Here is a 23,930-nt window from a genome sequence, read left to right as displayed (position 1 = left end):
CAGCACCGATCAGGAACTGGCGACGTCGAATAGTGCCGTCATCCTCCGTGACGGACAGGGGAAAACGACGATCAGTTACCATTCTCTGCCCTCTGGCCACCAGCACCGATCAGGAACTGGCGGCGGATGGTGCCGTAGTCTTCAAGCTCCAGCTCCACCGCCAGCCCGTAGGGCAGCAGGTCGCGCTGGGTCCACTCCTCCTTCCACTGTCCCTTGTCGTAGAAATAGAGGCGCAGCGCCGTCACGCCGGTCAGCACGGGCTGAATGCGCGGCTCGGTGCCAATGGCCGGATCCGGATAGAGGTAGCTCAACCGCTCCAGGGTCTGCCCCTTGAGACGCCAACCCACCCGTTGCAGGCCGGAGCGTGGCAGTATGCCGTCCGGATTGAGCCAGCCGCCGCGAATGAAGGCCATGCCCCAATCGTCGCTCTGCTGGCCGAAGCGGGACGCCGCCAGCAGCACCTTGTTGTTCTCGCCGTCGATGCGACCGCTGCGCGGCACCATCTGGGTGACGTCCCGCTCCAGCAGGCTGAAGGCGAGCTGCAGTTCCGAGAGGCGGGCCTCCTTGCGCTTGGCCACCTCGTCGCTGGTCAGCACCCCTTGCAGCACCTGATAGGCCCCCAGGCTCAGGGTGGCGAAGATGGCGATGGCCACCAGCATCTCAAGCAGGGTAAAGCCGCGGTGGTGCGATGGGCGGGTGTTGCTCTGGAGCATCGGCTGACACCGGCTCCGGATCATGGACGCACGTTGATGAATGTTCATCGGCTGAGATAGGTCCGGATCATGGCCACCGGGCTGTCGGCCTTGGGCGCGGTGCGCACTTCCATGTCCAGCGCCCTGAAGTTGCTGTCCGCCGTGGCGACGCCGCGATAGCGCCAGTACCAGGTCTGCCCGGCCATCTCCTCGTCCCCTTCCACCCAGCTGTCTCCCGGCCACTTGCCTTCGAGCTTCTGCTGCACCAGCTGATTCTCCACCACCCAGGTCGCCAGGGTCTTCTGCTCCAGATAATTGAGGCCGGCCAGGTGTTCGCTCGCGGTCTTCATCACCGCCAGCCCGGCGATGGCAAACACCGCCAGGGCCACCATGACCTCCAGCAGCGTCATGCCGCGTCCCCGGGCGGGGCCGCCCGACAGAGCGGTGCGACGCGCTAGAGCGCCCCCTGCGGGCCTGGCGCTCTTCACTCTTCTTCCTCTTCATCCTGCAACAGGGAGAGACGACCGAACTCGTCCCCCCTGACGGTGCGCAGGTAGTGCAGATCCTCGTCCTGCTGGCTCAGGGTCAGCACGAAGGGAGAGAGCTCTCCCCCCGGAAAGACCAGGATCTGGGGTGTCCGCTCACGCTCGTCCCGACCCTGCTCCTGGCGTTCGTCCGACGCAGTGCGCCAGTTGAAACCTTCCAGCTCCGCCGCCAGGGTCATCCCCTCCGGCAACGTCACCGGCCCCAGCAGCTTGTCACCGGTCAGTGCGCGCCACTTGCGATCCTTGGGATCCCGGGACATAAACTGCCAGCCGTTCTCCTCGACCCGCAGCCCCAGCAGCCTGCCATCCATGACCGAATACTCCTGGGCCTGCTGCAGGGTCGCCATGAAGCGGCGCGCCTGCTTGTCGAGCTCCCGATCCCCCCTGGCGCCCCCCATGCTGAGGGTGACGGCGGTCGCCACCAGTCCCATCAACATGGCGACCAGCAACACTTCCAGCAGGGTAAAACCGGCCTGGTGACGGGCCCAAGACGCCGCCTTCATTCAGGCAGCCCCGGGGGGACGCAGTGAGCACGACGCGGCGGAATCACTTATTGGAAGTCCTTCAGGTTCCAGTTGCCGATGTCGTCATCGGTCCCGGCTTCGCCGTCCATCCCCATGGAGAAGATGTCGATCTTGCCGAACTGGCCCGGGCTCAGCAGCTGGTACTGGTTGCCCCAGGGATCCTGCGGCAGGCGCTTGATGTAGCCCCCTTCGCGGTAGCTGCGCGGCTCAGGGGATGCGGTCGGCTTGTTGACCAGGGCATCCAGCCCCTGCTCGGTGGTGGGGTAGCGGTTGTTGTCCAGCTTGTACATGTCGAGGGCGTTTTCCAGCGCCACTATGTCGGAGACCGCTTTCTGCTGGTCCGCCTTCTCCTTGTTGCCCATCAGGTTGGGCACCACCAGGCTGGCCAGGATCCCCAGGATCACGATGACCACCATCACTTCCAGCAGGGTAAAACCCGATTGACGACGCTTTTGCATGACTTACTCCCTCACGAAATGAGATGGCATGAACCATCAACGATAAATTGTTAAACCTCGATCGTTCGATGACGCCTGTCGGCTCATCGAACCTACGGAGTTGATTGGATTGGTAGGTTCGAATAGCGAAGCCTATTCGAACGTCCGAACCTTACAAATTCACCATATTGTTGAGCTCCAGGATCGGCTGCAGGATCGACATCACGATAAACAGCACCACCCCGGCCATGGAGACCACCAGCATGGGCTCGAACACCCCGAGGGCGATGTTCACCTGGGTTTCGAACTCCCTGTCCTGGTTGTCCGCCGCCCGCTCCAGCATGCTGTCGAGCTCGCCGCTCTGCTCGCCCGAGGCGATCATGTGCAGCATCATGGGCGGAAAAATTCTGGTTTCATCCAGCGACTTGCGCAGGCTGGTCCCCTCCCGCACCCGCTCGGTGGCCTCACCGATGCGCATGCGGGCATAGTCGTTGGAGAGCACTTCGCCGGCGATCTTCATTCCCTCCAGCAGGGGCACGGCGCTGGCGTTGAGGATGCTCAGGGTGCGGGCAAAGCGGGCGGTGTTGAGACCGCGGCTGACCCGACCGATCACCGGCAGGCGCAGTATCACCTGGTGCCAGCGACGACGACGCTTGTCGTCGGTCAGCCACCAGCGCCAGATCAGGCCGCCAATGCCAAGGAGCAACAGGAACCAGAGGCCGTAGTGCTGCAACAGCTCGCTGGTGCCGATGAGGAAGCGGGTGGTGCCCGGCAGTTGCTGGCCCATGTGTTCGAACTGGGCCACCACCTTGGGCACCACGGCGGTGAGCAGTATGGAGATGACCCCCACCGCCACCAGGGTGAGGACGATGGGATAGATCATCGCCTGCAGCAGCTTGGTGCGCATGTGCTGGCGCTGCTCGGTGTAATCGGCGAGACGGTTGAGCACCTTCTCCAGGTGACCGGACTTCTCGCCGGCCGCCACCATGGAGCGGAACAGCTGGTCGAACACATGGGGGAAGGCCCCCAGCGAATCGGCCAGGGAATACCCCTCCACCACCTTGCTGCGCACCGTCGCCACCAGGCTGCGCAGGTGGGCCTTCTCGCACTGTTCGGCGACCGCCTTGAGGGCCTCCTCGATGGTGAGACCGGCCCCCACCAGGGTCGCCAGCTGGCGGGTGATGAGGGCAAGCTCCGAGGTGGAGGCACCACGGCGAAACAGCACGAAGCGGTTCGCCTCCCGTTTGGCCTTCTCGGTGGTCTCGTTCACCTCGAGGGGGGTCAGCCCCTGCTCGCGCAGCAGCTGGCGCACCTGGCGGGCAGAATCCCCTTCCAGCACGCCGCTCTTGTTGCGCCCCTTGCCGTCGAGGGCCTTGTATTCAAATGCCGCCATCTCAGTCTTCCCGGGTCACGCGCAGCACCTCTTCGAGGCTGGTCTGCCCCTTGAGCACCTTGTCGATGCCGTCGCGGCGGATGCTGGGGGTGTGACCCCGGATCAGCCGCTCGATGGCGAGCTCGCCGCTGGCGCTGTGGATCGCCTCGCGCACCGCTTCGTCCACCACCACCAGCTCGTGGATGCCGGTCCGGCCGCGATAGCCGGTGTGGTTGCACTGCTCGCAGCCCACCGGACGCCAGATCTGCTGATCCGGCGCAAGCTCGATGCCCATGGCCAGACGCTCCTGCTCGGTGACAGGGTGCGGTGCGCGGCAATCCGGGCAGAGGGTGCGCACCAGCCGCTGGGCCAGTACCGCCAGGAGCGACGAGGAGAGCAGGAAGGGCTCGATCCCCATGTCCCGCATCCGGGTGATGGCGCCGATGGCGGTGTTGGTGTGCAGGGTCGACATCACCAGGTGACCGGTGAGGGATGCCTGCACCGCGATCTGGGCGGTCTCGAGGTCACGGATTTCCCCCACCATCACCACGTCCGGATCCTGGCGCAGAATGGCGCGCAGGCCCCGGGCGAAGGTCATGTCCACCTTGCTGTTGACCTGGGTCTGGCCCACCCCTTCGAGGTCATATTCGATGGGGTCTTCGACGGTCAGGATGTTGCGATCCCGGGAGTTGATCTCCGAGAGGGCCGCATAAAGGGTGGTGGACTTGCCCGAACCGGTCGGGCCCGTCACCAGGATGATGCCGTGGGGCTTGCGAATGAGTTCGCTGATGATGTTGCGGTTGGCCAGCGTCATGCCGAGCTGCTTGAGCTCGAGGCGCACGTTGTTCTTGTCGAGCAATCGCAATACCACCCGCTCGCCGTAGCTGGAGGGCATGGTGGAGACCCGCACGTCCACCGCCCGGCCGCCGATGCGCAGTGAGATGCGGCCATCCTGGGGCACCCGCTTCTCGGCGATGTCCATGCGCGACATGACTTTGATGCGCGACACCAGCAAGGAGGCGAGTTTGCGATGGGGGCGCAGGATCTCCCGCAGCACCCCATCGATGCGAAAACGGATCACCAGGGCCCGCTCGAAGGTCTCGATGTGGATGTCGGACGCCTCTTCTTTTATCGCCTCGCTCAACATGGCATTGATGAGGCGAATGATGGGGGCGTCGTCGTCGGCATCCAGCAGATCCTCGCTCTGGGGCAGCTCTTCGGCCAGGGCAAAGAAGTCCATCTCGTTGCCGAGATCCTCCATCAGCTGACGCGCCTCGGAGGAGTCACGCTGATAGTGGGCCATCAGGAGCGTCTCGAACTCGTCGTTGCCAAGCTGCTCCACCGCGAAGGCACAGCCCGCCACCCGGCGCACCTCCAGCAGGGTCTGGGGGGAGATCCCCTGACGACAGAGCAGCACCGGGGCACCCTGGCGCTCGGTCAGGATGGCCCCGAAGTTGCGGGCAAACGCGAACGGCAGTTCCGGCAGGGGAGCCGGCAGCTCGCTGCCATCGAGCTGGTAGGCGGCCATCAGGGCTTGCTCTGCACGAAGGGCTGCTCCTGCACCTGGGCGCGCACGCCGGTGGCGGTCGCCTGCTGCTGGGCCTGCATTCTCTGGATCTGCTGTTGCACCTCGGGGGACATCATCACGTCCTGGCCATAGGCGGGCAGCACCTGGCGAGCCGGCGAGGTGGCATAGCCCTCTTCCGCAGCCCGGCTCAGCTGTTCGGCCCTGAACAGGGTGTACTTGTTGCTGGAGACCCCGGAGTAGACATTGGCGTCACGCAATATGGTCGGGCGGATGAAGACCATCAGGTTGCGCTTGGCGGTGGAGGTCTTGGAGGAACGGAACAGGTAACCCAGCACCGGAATGTCCCCGAGCAGGGGCACCTTGGAGATCTGCTCCTGGGTCTGTTCGTCCATCAGGCCACCCAGCACCACTGTCTCGCCGCTCTTGACCAGAACGGCGTTCTTCACGGTGCGGGTATCGAAGGTGGGGCCCAGGTTGGCGGTCCCGGTCGCCTGCTTCTGTGCCACGCTGGAGACTTCCTGCTCGATGTTGAGCAGCACGGAATCTCCTTCGTTGATCTGGGGCGTCACCACCAGCTTGGTCCCCACCGTCTTGCGCTCTATGGTGTTGAACACCTGATCGCTGGTGGTGGAGCTCTGGGAGCCGCTCTGCACCGGCACTTCCTGACCGACGTTGAAGGAGGCTTCCTTGTTGTCCATGGTGACGATGCTCGGGGTGGAGAGGATGTCGTTCTTGCTGTTGGTGGAGAGCGCCGTCACCAGCGCCGCCCAGTCCCCGTGATAGAAGCCTGCCGCCATGCCGCTGAAGCTACCCGCCAGGGATGACAGGCCGTCGGTGTTGCCGTTGTCTTTGTAATCCTTGGCGGCGATGGCCAGGGAGCCGATGGGCAGACCGGTGTCGGTGAACTGGGTGCCGCCGCCATTGGTGTTGGCCCACTGCACCCCGAGGTTCATGCCGTCACCATCCGATATCTCGACGATGATGGCCTCCACCAGCACCTGGGCACGACGAATGTCGAGCTTGGCGATGACCTGCTCCAGCTCGGCCATCACGTCCGGCTGGGCGGTGATCACCAGGGCATTGGTGGTCTCGTCGGCGGAGATGGCGAGCTGGCCGCCGCCGATGCTGGCGCCGCCCGTGGCCGTGGCAGCCGCCCCGCCCTTCTTGTCGGCGGCGATGCTGGAGCTGACCCCCTTGAGGACGTCCACCAGATCCTTGGCCTTGCCATATTTCAGGTAGAAGACCCGGGTGTTGCCCTGGCTCTGCAGATCCCGGTCGAGCTGGCGCACCATCTGGATGATGCGGGCACGGGCCTTGGGCTCGCCGCTGATGACCACGGAGTTGGTGCGCTCGTCGGCCACCACCTTGGGGGAGAGCAGCAGCGAGGCGTTGGCCCCCTGATTGCTGCCATCCTTGTTGAGATTGGTCACCAGCCGCACCATCTCGCCGGCGGAGGCGAACTTGAGCTTGATGACGTCCATGTCCTGATCCCCCGCCTTGTCCACCCGGCGAACCACCTCCACCAGGCGGTTGACCACGGCGGCGCGGCCGGTGATGAGCAGCACGTTGGAGGGTTCGTAGTGGACCACGTTGCCGCCGCCGGCGTTGTCGTTGAGCTGACGCAGCAGGGGGGCCAGTTCACGGACCGAGACATTGCGCACCGGTACCACCCGGGTCACCATCTCGTCACCCACGCCGGGGTTGGTGTCATCCACCACGGGGATGGCCGAGGTCTTGGCATCCTTGGAGCGCACTACCTTGAGCACGCCGTTGTTCATGGGCACCACGGCAAAGCCGTAAACGTCGAGCACGCTCAGGAAGAACTGGTAGTACTGATCCTCGTTGAGCAGGTCATAGCTGCGCACGTTGATCTTGCCGCGTACCGATGGCTCTATGATGATGGTTTTGTTCAGGTTCTTGCCGACCGTGTTGATGAACTCCTCGATGTCGGCGTTCTTGAAACTGGCGGAATACTCGGTGGCCCAGGCAGAACCGGCCATCATCAAGGCTGCCGCCATGGTGGCCAGACGCCAGCCCTTCCCTTTATTTGTCATTCTTGGTGCTACTCCAATTCATTATTCTGACAAGCCGACATAGACGTCGTAGAGCTGTCCTTGCCGCTCGACGGTGACGGTCATTTCCGTGGCGCCCGCCACCTGCTGCATCGCCTGCATGGCCTGGGCATTGTCACGCAGATCCAGGCCGTTGATGCTGACCGCCAGATCGTTGGCGACCAGTCCGAGTTGATTGAACAGTTCCGGATTGCGACCCGGGTTGAGGCGATAGCCGGTCATGCGACCGTCCACCCGGACCGGAGAAATATTGAGGTAATCGGTGATCTTGCCCGGGTTGCCCAGCAGTTCGCTGCGCACGGAGGAGAGTCCCTCCTAGCGGGCCGGTTTGGGCAGGGGCTTGCCATACTCCTCCCCGTCCAGCATCAGGGTCTCGTCACGGCCGTCCCGGGCGATGATGACCCGATCGGCAAACACCTGGCGTATCCTGGCCTGGGTACCGTCGATGTAGTCCCCGATGCCGTAAGAGTTCTGTGTCCCGTTGTGGGCGATGATGGCGATGGACTTGGCGGGATCCGAGCTTGCCAGCACCCCGTTGAGCTGGGCGTTGAGCTGGGTTTTCGGGGCATCCGCCGCCACCGTCTCTGCCGCCTTGTCCGCCTGGGGTTGCAGCGCCTTGCCAAAGAGAGAGAGGCGGCTGAGGTTGCCCAGATCGAGGCGATCGCCGCCACTCCCCTGCACCGAGGTGACCGAGGGTTGCCAGGGGGTCAGGGGAGCGTGCTGGGCCAGTTCGTACAGGCGCCAGGTGAGCACGGCACACTGCTGGGCCAGCAACAGCAGCAGAAGCCAGAACAGGGGCTGGCTGAAACGGGAGAGTGGCATGGCCTTGCAGCGAGCCAGAAGGGAAGTCAACAAATCATCCCTGAACGGTAGCGTCATCTTTCTCAAAATTGTCTGGCATCCAAGTCGGTTGGCTATTGTGTACGGCAATGGACCCAGAGACAACCGACCGGATGGGACCAAGGGGTGAAAATTCAGTTTCCGTCACACCCGGATGCCCCCTGTTTCTATCCCGGGGCCCGCCTCTGGTATAATCAGGCACCTTTTCAGCCATCCCGGAGCCGATCCATGTCGAATCCAGCACAAAGCAGCACTCAGGTCCGTCTCGACAAGTGGCTGTGGGCCGCCCGCTTTTACAAGACCCGCAGTCTGGCGCGGGATCAGATCGACGGCGGCAAGGTGCACTACAACGGCCAGCGCACCAAGCCGGGCAAGGCGGTCGAGGTCGGCGCCCTGGTGCGATTCTGGCAAGGCCAGGACGAGCGGGAGGTGCGGGTGCTCGAGGTGAGCGAGCAGCGCAAATCCGCCCCGCTGGCCCAGCAACTCTATGAAGAGACAGAGGCCAGCCTGAAGAAACGGGCCGAAAACAGCGAAGCCCGCCGCTTCAACAGCCAGTTTGCCCCAAGCCCGGAGCGCCGACCTGACAAGCAGGAGCGACGCCAGCTTATCCGGGTCAAGCAATCCTAATCCGCGTCTGTGGCCCCTTTATGACGACAGGTGGAGGAATTAGTTCCTAACCACCTGTTTAACAATGTGTTTATTTTCCCCCAAGAACATCCTAGGAAACCATGATGAGTAACCAAGACCTCCTGTATCGCTATCTGTTCGAAGAGTACGAAGTGCGTGGGGAGCTGGTCCAGCTGGATCGTACCTACCGCCACATCATCGACGCCCAGAACTACCCGGTACAGGTGCAGCACCTGCTGGGCGAGCTGCTGGTTGCCACCAGCCTGCTGACCGCCACCCTCAAGTTCGAAGGCTCCATCACGGTGCAGCTGCAGGGGGACGGTCCGGTACGTCTGGCCGTCATCAACGGCGACAACAACCAGCAATTGCGCGGCGTGGCACGCTACGAAGGGGAACTGCCGACGGACGGCAAGCTGCAAAGCCTGATCGGCAACGGCCATCTGGTCATAACCATCACCCCGGATCAGGGAGAGCGCTATCAGGGCATCATCGCCCTGGAGGCCGACACCCTGGCGGCCTGTCTGGAGCACTACTTCGCCCAGTCCGAACAACTCGCCACCCGCCTCTGGATCCGCACCGGCCACCACGAGGGCGAGCCCCGTGCTGCGGGCATCCTGCTGCAGGAGCTGCCGGCCCAGAGCGAGGATCACAGCGAAGATTTCGACCACCTGGTCCAGCTCACCACCACCATCAAGGACGAAGAGCTGTTCGGTCTGGACGCGGAAGAGATCCTCTACCGCCTCTACCACCAGGACAAGGTACGGGTGTTCGATCCCCAGGCCATCGAGTTCCGCTGCACCTGCTCCCGCGCCCGTTGCGAAGGGGCCTTGCTGCAGATAGACAAGGAAGAAGCGGTATCCATGGTGCAGGAGCTCGGCAAGATCGACATGCACTGCGATTACTGCGGCGCCCACTACGAATTCGACGGGATAGACATCGAAACCCTGTTCAGCAGGGCTCCCGGTAATGATGTAAACCAGTTACACTAATCAAAGGCGGGCAAAACCCGCCTTTAACTTAAATAACAAAAAAATACCCTATTTTATAAAGTTTGATGGCGATCGCTAAAAACTACCACCTAGGTGGTAGCATGAACGTCAGATAGAACCCTACACACCTCTGAACCCAGGAGAATACAATGACAATCGTGGTAGAACCCACCCTGGCCCAACAACTGAAGCTGGACCAATACGGTATCAAAAACAGCCAGGAAATCGTTCGCAACCCCTCCTATGAGCAGCTTTTCGCTGAAGAGACCCGCTCAGACCTTGAGGGCTTCGAGCGTGGCGTCGTCACCGAGCTTGGCGCCGTCAACGTCAACACCGGCATCTTCACCGGCCGCTCACCTAAAGATAAATATATCGTCAAAGATGCCACTACCCAGGATACTGTGTGGTGGTCTGACCAGGGTAAAAACGATAACAAGGCGATTACCCCGGAAGTGTGGTCACATCTGAAAGGGCTGGTCACCAAACAGCTCTCCGGCAAGCGTCTGTTCGTGGTGGACGGCTTCTGCGGCGCCAACCCGGACACCCGCCTGGCGGTGCGCATCATCACCGAGGTGGCCTGGCAGGCGCACTTCGTGAAGAACATGTTCATCCGCCCGAGCGAAGAGGAGCTGAAGGCCTTCAAACCGGACTTCGTGGTGATGAACGGTGCCAAGTGCACCAACCCGAACTGGAAGGAGCAGGGTCTCAACTCCGAGAACTTCGTCGCCTTCAACATGACCGAGAAGATGCAACTCATCGGCGGCACCTGGTACGGTGGCGAGATGAAGAAGGGCATGTTCTCCATGATGAACTACTTCCTGCCCCTGCGCGGCATCGCCTCCATGCACTGCTCCGCCAACGTGGGCAAGGATGGGGACGTGGCCATCTTCTTCGGCCTCTCCGGCACCGGCAAGACCACCCTCTCCACCGATCCCAAGCGTCAGCTGATCGGCGATGACGAGCACGGCTGGGATGATCACGGCGTGTTCAACTTCGAAGGGGGCTGCTACGCCAAGACCATCAAGCTCTCCGAAGAGGCCGAGCCGGACATCTACCACGCCATCCGCCGCGATGCGCTGCTGGAGAACGTGACCGTGGCCGCCGATGGCACCATCGACTTCGACGACGGTTCCCGGACCGAGAATACCCGGGTCTCCTACCCCATCTATCACATCGACAACATCGTCAAGCCGGTCTCCAAGGCGGGTCACGCCACCAAGGTGATCTTCCTGACCGCAGACGCCTTCGGTGTGCTGCCCCCGGTCGCCAAGCTGACCAAGGAGCAGACCAAGTACCACTTCCTGTCCGGCTTTACCGCCAAGCTGGCCGGTACCGAGCGCGGCATCACAGAGCCGACCCCGACCTTCTCCTCCTGCTTCGGCGCGGCTTTCCTCAGCCTGCACCCGACCAAGTACGGCCAGGAGCTGGTGAAACGGATGGAAGCGGCAGGGGCTGAAGCCTATCTGGTCAACACCGGCTGGAACGGCACCGGCAAGCGGATCTCCATCAAGGATACCCGTGGCATCATCGACGCCATCCTGGATGGTTCCATCGAGAAGGCGCCGACCAAGGTACTGCCGGTGTTCAACCTGGAAGTGCCGACCGAGCTGCCGGGCGTCAACCCCGCCATACTGGATCCGCGAGACACTTACGCCGACCAGGCCGAGTGGGATGCCAAGGCGGCCGATCTGGCCGGGCGCTTCATCAAGAACTTCGAGCGCTTCACCGACAACGACGAAGGCAAACGCCTGGTCGCGGCGGGCCCGCAGTTGTAAGAAACGCGCCTCGCGTCTCACAATCCCGTACCGGTCAGCCCTGCTGGCCGGTATTTTTTTGGCCGATGCGCGGCATATGGCTCCCGCCAAGCCTTGCCTTGACGGCCCTTGCGCGTTAGATTCAGCCAAACTTTATACAATATACAATTTTGCAACCTGCCCGTGACCCCAGCATGACCCCACCTTACAAGACCCGAACCCAGATGGTGATGGAGAACCTCCGCGGCCGGATATTGCGTGGCGAGTTTGCTGCGGGCGCCCCCCTGCGCCAGGACGCCATCGCCAAGGAGCTGGCGGTGAGCCGCATCCCGGTGCGGGAAGCCCTGATGCAACTGGAAGCCCAGGGGCTGGTGAAGTTCGAGGCCCATCGCGGCGCCGTGGTGACCATGCTGGATGCCTCGGCCATCGAGGAGCTCTTTTATTTGCGGGCACTGCTCGAAGCCGATACCCTGTTCCACGCTGTCGACCTGATGACGGAGGAGACCTTCGCCCAGGCGCAAGCCATCCTCGCCCAGTTTGATCTGGCGCTGGAGTCTGGCACCCAGATCGAACACTGGGCCGAGTTGAATCACCGCTTTCACGCCACCCTTTACCAGGCAGCCAATCGCCCCCAGGCACTGGAACTGATCGCCCAGATCAATCTGAGCTGCGACCGCTATGTGCGTTTCGAACTGCTGTTCGCCCAAGGCGGCGTGGACAAGGCCGAGCGGGAGCACGCCCGACTCCTTGAACTGTGCCGCGCCCGGCGCAAGCACGAGGCAGTGGTACTGCTCAAGCAACACATCGAGGCGGCAGGCCAGTCGATCAGACAGATCCTGGCAAGCGGCCACCATCAATGAACACTCACATCACCACAAGCTGGCAATAACGACATGAACCATTTCGAGATTATTGAAACCCGCGTCGCCCAGGTCAGGGCCACACTGGCCACGCTGGAGCTGGACGCCTTCATCGTTCCCCACGACGACGAGCATCTGGGGGAGTACATTCCCGCCTATGCCGAGCGGCTGGACTGGATCACGGGTTTCAACGGCTCCGCCGGGCTCGCCATCATCATGGCGCATCGGGCGGCCCTGTTCATCGACGGTCGTTATACCGTGCAGGCGCGCATGCAGGCGCCGGCCGAGCTGTTCGAGTTTCTCCACCTCAATGAAGACCCCCACGTGCAGTGGCTGGCGGAGCAGTTGCCCTCAGGCTCCCGGGTCGGTTTCGATGCCCGCCTGCACAGCCTGGCCTGGTATCACAATGCCAAGGCGGTGCTGACCGAGCGCGGCATCGAGCTGGTGCGCATCGACGAGAACCCCATCGATCTGCACTGGAGCGATCGTCCCGCCCCGACCAAGAGCCCTGTCATCCTCTACAGCGAGGAGCTGGCGGGCCAGTCCAGCCAGGCCAAGCGCGAAATGCTGGCCAGCGATCTGCGCAAGCGCGGGCTGGATGCGGTGCTGCTGACCCAGGCCGAGCCCATCAACTGGCTGCTCAACCTGCGTGGTCGCGACGTGGAACGTCTGCCGGTAGTGCTGGGCTTTGCGGTGCTCTACGCCAACACCACCATGGATTTCTTCGTCGATACCGACAAGATCGACTGCTTCGCCTTCAGCCAGCACGTGGGGCAGGATGTCTCCGTCTACCCCATCGACAAGCTGGGTGACGTGTTGCAGCGCATCGGCGAGGATCAGCAGAAGGTGCTGGCCGACCCCAACACCGCCAACGCCTGGACCCAGCTCGTGATGGAAGAGGCGGGTGCCATTCTGGTGGCCGGCCAGGATCCCACCATGCTGCCCAAGGCGTGCAAGAACCCCGTGGAGCTGGCCGGCATGCGTGCCGCCCACCTGCGCGACGGCGTTGCCGTCACCCGCTTCCTGGCCTGGCTGGATCGGCTGATCGCCAGCGGCGAGTTCGACGGTGTGGACGAAGGCACCCTGGCCGACCAGCTGGAAGCCTTCCGCCACGAGCAGGAGCACTATGTGGAGCCGAGCTTCGACACCATCTCGGCACTCGGCCCCAACGCCGCCATGTGCCACTACCGCCACACCAACGGTACCCCGCGCGCCTTCGGCCAGGACAGCATCTATCTGGTGGACTCCGGCGCCCAGTACCTGGACGGCACCACCGACATCACTCGCACCGTCAAAGTGGGTGAGGTGACCGACGAGCACAGGGCCATGTTTACCCGGGTGCTGCAGGGTCATATTGCCCTGGATCAGGCCCGCTTCCCCCGTGGCACTGCCGGCATCCAGCTCGACGTGCTGGCCCGCATGCCCCTGTGGCAGGCCGGTTACAACTACGATCATGGCACCGGCCACGGGGTCGGCCACTTCCTCAGCGTGCACGAAGGTCCGCAGCGCATCGCCCCCAAGGGCAGCCTGGTGGCCCTGCAGCCGGGCATGGTGCTCTCCAACGAGCCGGGCTACTACCGGGAAAATGCCTTCGGCATCCGCTGTGAAAACCTGGTGGTGGTGACCGAGCAGGAAGCCCGTGGCGAGCTGACGATGCTGGGCTTCGAGCGACTGACCTATGTGCCGTTCGATATCCGCCTCATCGATCGCAGCCTGCTGAGCCCGGCGGAGTTCCGCTGGATCAACGAATACCATGCGGAGGTCTACCGCCGTCTGAGCCCGCTGCTGGAGGGCGAGGATCTCGCCTGGCTGGAGCAGGCGACCAGCCTCCTCTGATGACACAGGGCCTGCGGGCCCTGTTTCTTTATCCGCGGCATGCCACAAATGCCCCCCTTGCATCGACTCCCCGCCCCTTCTACCCTGTGCCTCCTTTTTGGCTGCCCCGCAGCAGAGACCCGATGAGAGGAGCCCCGATGCACTCGTCCCCCGTATTGCGCCTTGCCACCCACGCCGACATGCACGCCATCTGGCAGATAGATGCCGATGTCTTCGGCGAGGATGTCTACCCCGGTTTCTTCTTTCGCCAGGCCATGGATCTGTGGCCGGAACTGCTGGTCGTCGCGGAGCGGGAAGGCCGGCTGATGGGCTATGCCCTGGGGGGGCTTGGTCAGGATCGGTCGCAGGGCTGGCTGCTCTCCCTCGCGGTGCGTCCCGAAGCGCGCGGCTTCGGCCTGGCCGAGCAAATGATGTTGCAGGTGGAGCAGGCTCTGGCGCATTTGCAGGTTGCCCGGGTGAGGCTGACCGTGGATCCCGCCAATCCGGCCCAGCGCCTCTACTTAAGGCTGGGTTATCAGCAGTTGGCAGAAGAGAGAGGCTACTTCGGGCCGGGCGAGGATCGCCTGCTGCTGGAAAAAGCCCTGATCTGACCATCCACCACCGGCACGGGAGTCTTCCGGCCACATAATTGGTTACACTTTGCGGGTTTAATGCGCAATCTGGTTGGCGTAAAGTGCAATTCATCACCATATTAATCCGATGCCCGCCCAGGAGGCCCATCATGTTCAAACGTATTGCTCTCGTCACCCTGCTGGCGGCCACCACCGCCATCACCGGCTGTGCCAACAGCGACGTCTACTCCGGCGATGTCTACACCAAGGATCGCGCCAAGCAGGTACAGACCGTCAGCTATGGCACCATCCTCTCCACCCGCCCCGTCAAGATCCAGGCCGATGAGAACTCCCTGATCGGCACCATTGGCGGTGCCGTGGTCGGCGGCCTGCTCGGCAGCACCATAGGCGGCGGTCGTGGCAGTGACATCGCGGCGGCCGGTGGCGCCATTGCGGGTGCGGCGGCCGGCAAGGCGGCAGGGGACAAACTCAACCAGGTAGACGGGGTCGAGCTCGAGATCAAGAAAGAGAACGGCGAATCCATCGTGGTGGTACAAAAGGCCAGCCCCACCTTTGTGCCTGGTGCCCGGGTCCGCATGACCCAGGGCAACGGCACCATCAACGTGGCCGTGGTGAACTAATAGCGCCGCTCAAGGTGCAACTGCCATAAAAAAGGTGAGCCCGGGCTCACCTTTTTGCGCTCTGCACCACCGAGGATTCACTCCCCCAGATGCAGCCAGGCCGCGATGGACAACTGCAGGCCCACCAGGTCGGCATGGTGGAAGAGGGCATGCAATGATGCACGATCCCCGGCCACCTGCATCATCAGACGCTGTTGCGCCTGCAGGTCGGCCAGCCAGGAGGGTGGCACCGTCAGCGTGCCTGCCGCCTCGGCAACCAGGGATACCCCCTCGAGCAGGGCATGCAGCGCCCGTTGTTGTTCGCCAGCATCGCCACTCTCGAGCCAGAGCTGCTCATGATGCTGCCAGTGCTGCAGACCCAGGGTAATGCTGGCCTTCTGATCTTTGCCCTCAATCCTTTGCAGGGGCTGCACGGCCAGTGGCTTGCCAAGCCCAGCCAGCCTGTATCCGCGCTGCGCCTTGGACTGGGCACCCAGCCGCAATCCTCCCTGCGCCGCCAGCTTGCTCGCCAGGGTGAACAGGGCGCGGGCATCGCCGGATTTCAGCTCCAGCTCCAGTTCGTCGATCCCGGTACGCCCCAGGACACCGGCAATCTCCCCCTGATCCCAGGCCAGCTCGATCTCGGCATCTCCGAATGCGATCAGCCAGTGGCGGCGCAGGAAATCGGTGCTGAACTGGGCCACCAGACGGCTCTGGAGTTCATCGCGCACCGCCAGACTCGGCCAGATATCGGTAGGAAAGGCAGACAGGGTCGGAATGGTTCCCTCTACCGGGGTGTTGTACTCGGGTCTGGCGTGCAATCCGCCCACGACCTGCCCCCGGCACTTGATGGTCTGCTCGGAAAAATCATCGCTGCGACGAATGCGCAACCCCATCTCGAGCCCACGCAAACCCAGATCGGGCGTGTCGAAATAGACGTTGCCAAGAGCGGCTTGATTGGAAGAGATAATTTCTAGTGAATTCAGAAGGTTGGATAGGGATTCTTGAATATTGCTGGTGACGAAAAACTTTATCTCGATCTCAGTTTGCATAGTCATTCCGGGCTGGCGGGCAACTTTGGGGGGCATGTTCAGGGTCGCGAGGATATAATGCCAGCGACAGTTCACGATTAATTCACGGTTTTATTGATGGCACAGTTCGGTTACCATGCGCCCCTCATAAAATCGTATCGAGTGTTTTTTCACCGACACAGGTTTGGCCATGCCAGTAAATACTATTTTGGGTCTTTTTGCCAAGTCCCCCATCAAGCCGCTGCAGAAGCATATCGTCAAGGTTCACGTGTGCTGCGAACAGCTCATTCCCTTCTTTGATGCCGTTGCCGAAGACCGCTGGGAAGATGCCGAGAAGATCCGGCAACAGATCGCCCAGCTGGAAAAAGAAGCGGACATCCTCAAGCGCGAAATCCGCTTGAAACTCCCCCGCGGCCTGTTCCTGCCGGTCGCCCGTACCGATCTGCTGGAGCTCTTGACCCAGCAGGACAAGATTGCCAACCGTGCCAAGGATATTTCCGGTCGCATGCTTGGCCGCAAGATGGAATTCCCCACCGAGATGCGCGCCGATTTCATGGCCTATCTCAAACGCTGTATCGATGCGACCGCCCAAGCCGAAAAAGCCATCGGAGAACTCGATGAGCTGCTTGAAACCGGCTTTAAAGGACGTGAAGTTGAAATGGTTGCCGAGATGATCCACCAGCTGGATCTCATCGAGGACGATACTGACACCATGCAGATCGGACTGCGCCAACAGCTGCAAGCCGTTGAGCACAAATACAATCCGATCGACGTTATGTTCCTCTACAAGATCCTCGAATGGGTAGGTGACCTGGCTGATCAGGCAGAGCGCGTTGGCGCCCGTCTGGAATTGATGCTGGCTCGTTCGTAATCGACTGACTGGGTAAACACTACTAATGGACATTATCGCAAATTACGGCACCACCCTGGTGCTCGTGGCGGCCTTGTTCGGCTTTTTGATGGCCTGGGGCATTGGTGCGAACGACGTCGCCAACGCCATGGGCACATCGGTCGGCACCAAGTCCCTGACCATCCGTCAGGCGATCATCATCGCCATGATCTTTGAATTTGCCGGTGCCTATCTGGCCGGTGGCGAAGTGACGGCCACCATCCGCAGCGGCATCATCGACAGCAACGCCTTTGCCGACACGCCGGATCTGCTGGTGCTCGGCATGATCGCCTCCCTGCTGGCTGCGGGTCTGTGGCTGATCCTGGCCTCCTATTTCGGCTGGCCCGTCTCCACCACCCACTCCATCATCGGCGCCATCGTGGGCTTCGCCGTGGTGAGCATAGGTCCGGAAGCGGTACAGTGGAACAAGTTTGGCGGCATCGTCGGCTCTTGGATCATCACGCCGGCCATCTCGGGCATCATCGCCTACTTCATGTTCATCAGCGTGCAGAAGCTCATCTTCAACACGGACAACCCCCTGGACAACGCCAAGCGCTATGTCCCCTTCTACATGTTCCTGACGTCCCTGGTCATCTGCCTGGTCACCATCAAGAAGGGGCTGACCCACGTCGGTCTGCACCTGAGCAATGGCGAGGGCGTCCTGCTCTCCGTCGCCATCTCCATCGCGGTGGCGTTTGCCGGCTGGATCTATATCCGCGGCCAGCAGTACAACCCGAAAGATGACAGCAAGATGCACTTCGCCAACGTGGAGAAGGTGTTCGGCATCCTGATGATCATCACCGCCTGTGCCATGGCCTTCGCCCACGGCTCCAACGACGTGGCCAACGCCATCGGTCCGCTCTCTGCAGTCGCCTCCATCGTGGCGGCCGGCGGCGAGATCGGCGGCAGCTCCCACATCGCCTGGTGGATCCTGCCCCTTGGCGGCATCGGCATCGTCATCGGTCTTGCCACCATGGGCGAGAAGGTGATGGCGACCGTCGGCACCGGCATCACCCACCTGACCCCGAGCCGTGGCTTCGCCGCCCAGCTGGCCACCGCCGCCACCGTGGTGATCGCCTCCGGCACCGGTCTGCCCATCTCCACCACCCAGACCCTGGTCGGTGCCGTCATGGGCGTTGGTCTGGCACGGGGCATCGCGGCCCTGAACCTGGGCGTGCTGCGCAACATCGTGGTCTCCTGGGTCATCACCCTGCCCGCGGGCGCCATCCTGGCCATCGCCATCTTCTACGTGTTGCAGGCCTGCTTCTCCTGAGCAGCCTACGCCGCACGACAAAAAGCCCGGGTCATTGACCCGGGCTTTTTTATGCTTCGCCCATATCACGCCGTCGATTGAGCGTCGATCGGCTGCGGCGTTTACTCCTCGATAAAGGTCCACTCGTCGCGCACCCGGCTGATGGCATCGAGCCGCCGCTTGGCAAGCTGCTCGCGGATTGCCTCCCCTTTGAAGCCTGCCGCCACTATCTCCTTGACCGGCACAGCCTGCGCCGCCTCCAGGGCCTCGGCGACATAGTCCGGCTGACTGTAGACCTTCTCTTCGAAGCCGGTACGACCGTGGAAGTCGGCGCGACAGGCATCGAGCAGCTGGGCAAAGCGCTCCGGTCTGCGCCAGGCATCGGCCTTGTCGAATACCTTGAGCAGGGTCGCGGGCTTGAGCTCGAAGGCAATGTGGATATGGGTGTGCAGGTCGCTCACCAGCAGCGCCAGATCGCGACACTCGTTCGGCACCCGGAAGCGCTCGCAAAAATCCCGAATGAGCGGCAACCCCTTCTGGCCATGGCCGTGATGGCTCGGCCAGAAGGCGGGCGGAGTCAGCCCTTTGCCAAAGTCGTGGCAGAGGGACGCGAAGCGCACGGTCAGTTCGGGGGAGAGACGACATGCCTGCGCCAGCACCATCATGGTGTGGATGCCGGTGTCGATCTCCGGGTGCCATCTGGCAGGGGCCGGCACCCCGAACAGGGCATCGAGCTCGGGGAAGAGCGCCTTGAGTGCGCCGCATTCGCGCAGCACCTCGAAGAAGATCTGGGGTGTCGGCCCCAGCAGCACTTTTTCCAGCTCCTTCCAGACCCGCTCCGGGGTCAGGTGGGCCAGCTCTCCAGCCTCCGTCATCTCGCGCATCAGCCCCAGCGTCTCGGGGGCCACCACGAACCCCTGGGCATGGAAACGGGCGGCGAAGCGCGCCACCCGCAGGATGCGCAGGGGATCCTCGGCAAAGGCCGGCGAGACATGGCGCAGCAACCGCGCCTCCAGATCCTGCACGCCGCCGTAGGGATCGTGCAGTTGCCCGTCCTCATCTTCGGCGATGGCGTTGATGGTGAGATCCCGGCGCAGCAGATCCTGCTCCAGCGTCACCTCGGGGGCGGCATGGCAGACGAAGCCGGTGTAACCCTGCCCCTGCTTGCGCTCGGTGCGCGCCAGGGCGTACTCCTGCTGGGTTTTGGGGTGAAGAAAGACCGGAAAGTCTCGGCCCACCTGGGTGAATCCGAGACCCAGCATCTGCTCCACCGTGGCGCCGACCACCAGGTGATCCCGATCCCCCTGGGGCAATCCCAACAGGCGATCCCGTACCGCCCCTCCTACCAGATAAATCTGCACGCGCACTCTCCCTCGATAAACTTGCCCCGATGATACCGCTTTTGGCCAAGAGAGACGATGTGCCCCCGCCGCACCGGGCTCGTCATCACTCGGCCGGGCGGCCGCTTTCCGCCATCGTCCTGGGTGAGTCAGCCCGTGGTTCGAGCCAGCTCCCCTTATGGTATCCGGGTCTTTGACATCCCTTTTGGGAGGCTTTAACCTGCCGCCCATAACAATGGAATAGATCCTTATGTACACACAGTTCTTCGGTCTGTCGGAGCCCCCGTTCTCCATCTCGCCCAACCCCAAATACCTCTATATGAGCGAGCGTCACGGGGAGGCCCTCGCCCACCTCAACTACGGGTTGCAGGACGGTGGTGGTTTCGTGCTGCTGACCGGGGAAGTGGGTACGGGAAAGACCACCGTCTCCCGCTGTCTGCTGCAGCAATTACCCGCCGACACCGAGATCGCCTACATCCTCAATCCCTCTCTGACCGAGCGGGATCTGCTGGCCGCCATCTGCGACGAATTCCAGTTGCCCTACGGCGAAGAGGCCAGCCTCAAGCAATTGTTCGACCTTATCCGGGATCATCTGCTGGCGAATCTGGCGGCAGGCAAGCGCAGCGTGGTGCTGGTGGATGAAGCCCAGCACCTGCTGCCCGGCGTGCTGGAGCAGTTGCGACTGCTCACCAATCTGGAGACAGACGAGAAGAAACTGCTGCAGGTGGTGCTCATCGGCCAGCCCGAGCTGCAACAGATGCTGCGCCAGCCCCTGCTGCGCCAGCTGGCGCAGCGGATCACCGCCCGCTATCACCTGCTGCCGCTGTCGCGCCAGGATGTGGATGCCTATGTCCGCTTCCGGTTGCAGGTGGCAGGCTGCGTCCAGCCCATCTTCACCCCCAGGGCCATCCAGACCCTGCATCGCCTCTCCGGGGGCATTCCCCGTCTCATCAACCTCATCTGCGACCGCGCCCTCATCGCCGCCTTCGCCCGTGGCAGCCACAAGATAGTGCACGGGGACATCAGCCAGTCCGCGTATGAGGTGAGCGGCATTCGCGACGAGGGAAGCTGGCAATCCGGCCTCACGGTCGCCCTGGTGGGCGCCCTGCTGGTCGCCACCGGCTGGTGGGGCTGGCAATTCTTCGGATTCTTCCCAACCCGCCCCCTGGTCAAGGTCGAGGTACCGGTCAAGGTGGATGACACGCCGGAGCAGCAAGCCCAGCTGACCCGCGCCATCAATCAGGCGCTGGAGCCGGACGTCGCCATGCAGAATCTCTACAAGGTATGGGGCTACCAGGCCGAGCTGGAGGAGGCAACCTGCGACAATGCCCCCCGTGCGGGCCTGCGCTGCCAGGAGGGAGAAGCCTCCCTGGCACAATTGCAGGCGCTGCAATACCCGGCCCTCATCAGTCTCACCGACGAGACCGGCGGCCTCTATTACGCCACCCTGGTCAGCCTGGGGGCGGACAAGGCTTCCCTGCTCATCGGCAACCAGAGCTGGCAGGTGGACAGGCAGTGGCTCTCCGACGCCTGGGGCGGCAGCTACACCCTGCTCTGGCGCATGCCCAGGGGCAACGTGCCCCTGATCGCGAGCAATGCCGGGGCTGCCCAGGTGCAGTGGCTGGACAACGCCCTTAGCCGCGCCATGCAGCAACCCGATCGCAAGGTGAGTCGATTCGATGCCACTCTCAAGAACAAGCTGCAACAGTTCCAGCGCGAGCAGGGACTGACCCCGGACGGCATCGCCGGCAGCAACACCCTGCTGCGGCTGAATGTGGCCTCCGGCGAACCCATGCCCAGGCTGGAGGATGAATCCCTGCGAGCCAGTACGCCGGTCGATCTCGACAGCGTGGCGGATGATGAGACGGATCCCATGGTCGAGGAGGCCTCCTGATGTCCACCCTGCTCAAGGCCCTGCGCCGGGCCGACCAACCCCAGTTCACCCCCCATATGCCGCTCATGGGTCTGCCCGTGAGCCAGGAAGAGGAGCCCAACCGCCGCTGGATCTGGTGGGCCCTGGTGCCCCTGGCCCTGGTGATGGGCGCCGCCGCCAACTATGGCTGGCACCTCTATCACCTCAAACCCGTGGAACAGCAGGTCGAAGTGAAGGAAGTGGTGACTCCCCCCTTCGTGCGGGTCGAACCCAGGCCCATGATCACCCGGCCGCTGCCGCCCCCCCTGCCGGAGCCCGTGGTCGCTCCAAGACCTGCCGCAACCCCGGCTGCGACTACCGCAAACCAGGGGGGACAGAGTCTGGCAGAACGGCTGATGGCCGCCCTCAACAACACGCCGCTGGTGGAAGAGAGTGCGCCCCAGGCTCAGGTCCAGACCAGTGCCATCCCCCTCGGCGCCCTGGCCCCGGCCCTGAAACAGCAGGTACCGTCCCTGACCTATGGTGCCCACAACTACTCCTCCGACCCGGCCAAGCGGGCCGTCGTGCTCAATGGACGGGAGTGGCGCGAGGGGAATGAGATAGCCCCCGGTGTCATCCTGGCAGCCATCGCCCAGGACTACATCGTCCTGCAGGTCGACGGCCAGTATGCCAGCCTCAAGGCGCTGCAAGACTGGCGCGGCTGATCTGCCGGCATCCGGTGGCCCTCCCCCGGGAGGGTCACCGCCCATTCTGAGGGAGCCCGAGAGCTCCCCTTTTTAATCAATAACCTACACTCGACCATTGCCATGCGCCGGGTCGGGGATCGCCCTCCTGATGGCGGGCGGACTTATCATCAGAACATGAGCACACTGTGAGCCACTCAGACAACACCACCTTCGCCACCCGCATTCTGGACTGGTACCAGATCCACGGCCGCAAGACCCTGCCCTGGCAGCAGGACAAGACCCCCTACCGGGTCTGGGTCTCCGAGATCATGCTGCAACAGACCCAGGTTGCCACTGTCATCCCCTATTACGAGCGGTTCATGGCCCGCTTCCCCGACGTGCTGGCCCTGGCCAACGCCCCCATCGACGAGGTGCTGCATCACTGGACCGGGCTTGGCTACTACGCGCGCGCGCGCAACCTGCACAAGGCTGCCCAGCAGATCCGCGATCTGCACGGCGGCCTCTTTCCGGAACAACTGGAAGAGGTGATGGCCCTGCCCGGCATCGGTCGCTCCACCGCCGGGGCCGTGCTCTCCCTCTCTCTGGGCCAGCCCCACGCCATCCTGGATGGCAATGTGAAGCGGGTACTCACCCGCTGGCTGGCGCTGGCGGGCTGGCCGGGCCAGAAGCAGGTCGAGCACGATCTCTGGGAGCTGGCGACCCGCCTCACCCCGCGCGTCGGGGTGGCCCAGTACAATCAGGCCATGATGGACATGGGGGCCACCGTCTGCACCCGCAGCAAGCCCGCCTGCGAGCGCTGCCCGGTGCAGGCCGATTGCCAGGGGCTGTCGCAGGGCAACCCCACCGCCTACCCTCACAGCAAGCCGAAGAAGAGCATTCCGGCACGCAACGGCATTATGCTGATCATCCGCCACGGCGATCAGCTGCTGCTGGAGAAGCGTCCGCCGCAAGGGATCTGGGGCGGGCTTTACTGCTTCCCGCAGGTGGAATCCCTCACCGAGGTGACCGGACGACTGCGGGAGTTGGGGCTGGAGGATGCCGCCTATCAGGAGCTCGCTGGATTTCGTCACACTTTCAGCCACTTCCACCTCGATATCCGCCCTTTGCTGATCGAAATGGCTGTTCCGCCCGCCCCCCTGCTCATGGAAGCGGATACCCGACTCTGGTATAACTTACGCCATCCTGCCGAGGTGGGATTGGCGGCGGCCACGGCCCGTCTGCTCGCCTACCCGGACTTACAACCAGACTTGCAACCACAGAGGTCAACATGAGCCGTACCGTATTTTGCCTGCGCCTGAAGAAAGAAGCGCCGGGTCTCGATTTCCAACTCTACCCCGGTGAACTCGGCAAGCGGATCTTCGACAACATCAGCAAGGAAGCCTGGACCGAGTGGCAGAAGAAGCAGGTCATGCTGATCAACGAGAAGAAGCTGAACATGATGAATCTCGAGCACCGCCAGTTGCTGGAAAAAGAGATGGTCAGCTATCTGTTCGACGCGGGTGAAGTCCAGATCGACGGTTACACCCCTCCCAGCCAGTGAGCGGGGATCGAGTCAAAGGGCCAGCGTCCCCCTGAGTCGTCAATATGCCGCAGGGTGACACCAATCCTGGCT

22 protein-coding genes and 1 pseudogene are annotated in these 23,930 nt (G+C 62.9%); 13 read left to right on the top strand and 10 right to left on the bottom strand.

Going from position 1 to position 23,930, the window contains the following annotated elements; all coding sequences use genetic code 11:
* Positions 1–71 precede the first annotated feature (71 nt).
* From exeJ to exeC, 8 genes and pseudogenes are all read right to left on the bottom strand, one after another.
* Complete coding sequence (exeJ, locus tag OKB81_RS03335; RefSeq protein WP_160836642.1) at positions 72–713, bottom strand: GspJ family T2SS minor pseudopilin variant ExeJ; 642 nt, start codon at positions 711–713, stop codon at positions 72–74.
* A gap of 44 nt (positions 714–757) precedes the next feature.
* On the bottom strand, positions 758–1,102 hold the full coding sequence (gene exeI / locus OKB81_RS03330; RefSeq protein WP_010675721.1) for a GspI family T2SS minor pseudopilin variant ExeI: 345 nt from the start codon (positions 1,100–1,102) through the stop codon (positions 758–760).
* Positions 1,103–1,176: 74 nt separating this feature from the next.
* Entirely contained in the window at positions 1,177–1,740 is a 564-nt protein-coding gene (gene exeH / locus OKB81_RS03325; protein ID WP_160836644.1) for a GspH family T2SS minor pseudopilin variant ExeH, read from the bottom strand.
* A gap of 47 nt (positions 1,741–1,787) precedes the next feature.
* A complete protein-coding gene (gene exeG / locus OKB81_RS03320; protein ID WP_010675723.1) occupies positions 1,788–2,219 on the bottom strand; it encodes a GspG family T2SS major pseudopilin variant ExeG in 432 nt (143 codons plus the stop codon).
* A gap of 151 nt (positions 2,220–2,370) precedes the next feature.
* Complete coding sequence (gene exeF, locus OKB81_RS03315; RefSeq protein ID WP_045522076.1) at positions 2,371–3,591, bottom strand: GspF family T2SS innner membrane protein variant ExeF; 1,221 nt, start codon at positions 3,589–3,591, stop codon at positions 2,371–2,373.
* Position 3,592: 1 nt separating this feature from the next.
* Positions 3,593–5,098, bottom strand: a complete 1,506-nt coding sequence (exeE, locus tag OKB81_RS03310; protein ID WP_041211720.1) for a GspE family T2SS ATPase variant ExeE — start codon at positions 5,096–5,098, stop codon at positions 3,593–3,595.
* Positions 5,098–7,152, bottom strand: a complete 2,055-nt coding sequence (gene exeD / locus OKB81_RS03305; protein ID WP_010675726.1) for a GspD family T2SS secretin variant ExeD — start codon at positions 7,150–7,152, stop codon at positions 5,098–5,100. The genes exeE and exeD overlap by 1 nt, the downstream gene beginning before the upstream one ends.
* Before the next feature lie 21 nt (positions 7,153–7,173).
* A pseudogene (gene exeC, locus OKB81_RS03300) lies at positions 7,174–8,022 on the bottom strand (GspC family type II secretion system variant ExeC).
* A 216-nt stretch (positions 8,023–8,238) separates the two neighbouring features.
* Between exeC and hslR the strand changes: the two are divergent.
* The 7 genes from hslR (at position 8,239) to OKB81_RS03265 (ending at position 15,268) form a co-directional block, all read left to right on the top strand.
* On the top strand, positions 8,239–8,637 hold the full coding sequence (gene hslR / locus OKB81_RS03295) for a ribosome-associated heat shock protein Hsp15 (RefSeq protein WP_010675728.1): 399 nt from the start codon (positions 8,239–8,241) through the stop codon (positions 8,635–8,637).
* 104 nt (positions 8,638–8,741) lie between these two features.
* Entirely contained in the window at positions 8,742–9,626 is an 885-nt protein-coding gene (gene hslO / locus OKB81_RS03290; RefSeq protein WP_160836648.1) for an Hsp33 family molecular chaperone HslO, read from the top strand.
* Between the two features lie 149 nt (positions 9,627–9,775).
* Complete coding sequence (gene pckA / locus OKB81_RS03285; RefSeq protein ID WP_069784268.1) at positions 9,776–11,401, top strand: phosphoenolpyruvate carboxykinase (ATP); 1,626 nt, start codon at positions 9,776–9,778, stop codon at positions 11,399–11,401.
* A 173-nt stretch (positions 11,402–11,574) separates the two neighbouring features.
* Positions 11,575–12,240, top strand: a complete 666-nt coding sequence (locus tag OKB81_RS03280) for a GntR family transcriptional regulator (protein ID WP_029314822.1) — start codon at positions 11,575–11,577, stop codon at positions 12,238–12,240.
* Positions 12,241–12,273: 33 nt separating this feature from the next.
* Positions 12,274–14,076: an aminopeptidase P family protein gene (locus tag OKB81_RS03275; RefSeq protein WP_160836650.1), complete on the top strand. Its 1,803-nt coding sequence runs from the start codon at positions 12,274–12,276 to the stop codon at positions 14,074–14,076.
* A gap of 137 nt (positions 14,077–14,213) precedes the next feature.
* Positions 14,214–14,666 (top strand): GNAT family N-acetyltransferase, encoded by a 453-nt coding sequence (locus tag OKB81_RS03270; protein WP_041211723.1) that lies wholly within the window; start codon positions 14,214–14,216, stop codon positions 14,664–14,666.
* A 131-nt stretch (positions 14,667–14,797) separates the two neighbouring features.
* Positions 14,798–15,268 carry a glycine zipper 2TM domain-containing protein gene (locus OKB81_RS03265; RefSeq protein ID WP_010675734.1) on the top strand — a complete coding sequence of 157 codons (471 nt, stop codon included), beginning with the start codon at positions 14,798–14,800 and terminating at the stop codon, positions 15,266–15,268.
* Between the two features lie 77 nt (positions 15,269–15,345).
* Here the strand turns inward: OKB81_RS03265 and OKB81_RS03260 are convergent, their stop codons facing one another.
* Entirely contained in the window at positions 15,346–16,299 is a 954-nt protein-coding gene (locus OKB81_RS03260) for a CYTH domain-containing protein (protein ID WP_160836652.1), read from the bottom strand.
* A 169-nt stretch (positions 16,300–16,468) separates the two neighbouring features.
* On the opposite strand from OKB81_RS03260, the gene OKB81_RS03255 reads away from it, so the two are divergent.
* Positions 16,469–17,149, top strand: coding sequence for a TIGR00153 family protein (locus OKB81_RS03255; RefSeq protein WP_010675736.1), 681 nt, complete (start codon positions 16,469–16,471; stop codon positions 17,147–17,149).
* Positions 17,150–17,174: 25 nt separating this feature from the next.
* A complete protein-coding gene (locus OKB81_RS03250; protein ID WP_010675737.1) occupies positions 17,175–18,440 on the top strand; it encodes an inorganic phosphate transporter in 1,266 nt (421 codons plus the stop codon).
* A gap of 101 nt (positions 18,441–18,541) precedes the next feature.
* Here the strand turns inward: OKB81_RS03250 and OKB81_RS03245 are convergent, their stop codons facing one another.
* A complete protein-coding gene (locus tag OKB81_RS03245) occupies positions 18,542–19,780 on the bottom strand; it encodes a multifunctional CCA addition/repair protein (protein WP_045522083.1) in 1,239 nt (412 codons plus the stop codon).
* A 229-nt stretch (positions 19,781–20,009) separates the two neighbouring features.
* On the opposite strand from OKB81_RS03245, the gene OKB81_RS03240 reads away from it, so the two are divergent.
* The 4 genes from OKB81_RS03240 (at position 20,010) to OKB81_RS03225 (ending at position 23,858) form a co-directional block, all read left to right on the top strand.
* Complete coding sequence (locus OKB81_RS03240; RefSeq protein WP_160836654.1) at positions 20,010–21,653, top strand: ExeA family protein; 1,644 nt, start codon at positions 20,010–20,012, stop codon at positions 21,651–21,653.
* On the top strand, positions 21,653–22,336 hold the full coding sequence (gene exeB, locus OKB81_RS03235) for a GspB family T2SS assembly factor variant ExeB (protein ID WP_042882413.1): 684 nt from the start codon (positions 21,653–21,655) through the stop codon (positions 22,334–22,336). The genes OKB81_RS03240 and exeB overlap by 1 nt, the downstream gene beginning before the upstream one ends.
* 167 nt (positions 22,337–22,503) lie before the next feature.
* Positions 22,504–23,589, top strand: a complete 1,086-nt coding sequence (gene mutY, locus OKB81_RS03230; RefSeq protein WP_042014850.1) for an A/G-specific adenine glycosylase — start codon at positions 22,504–22,506, stop codon at positions 23,587–23,589.
* Entirely contained in the window at positions 23,586–23,858 is a 273-nt protein-coding gene (locus tag OKB81_RS03225; RefSeq protein WP_010675742.1) for an oxidative damage protection protein, read from the top strand. Before mutY ends, OKB81_RS03225 begins: the two co-directional genes overlap by 4 nt.
* The last annotated feature ends 72 nt before the right edge of the window (positions 23,859–23,930 follow it).

The sequence above is a fragment of the Aeromonas sp. QDB56 genome, assembly GCF_027705505.1.
Lineage (GTDB): Bacteria > Pseudomonadota > Gammaproteobacteria > Enterobacterales > Aeromonadaceae > Aeromonas > Aeromonas caviae.
Note: the sequence above shows the minus strand (reverse complement) of the source record. Positions and strands in the feature narration are given on the sequence as shown.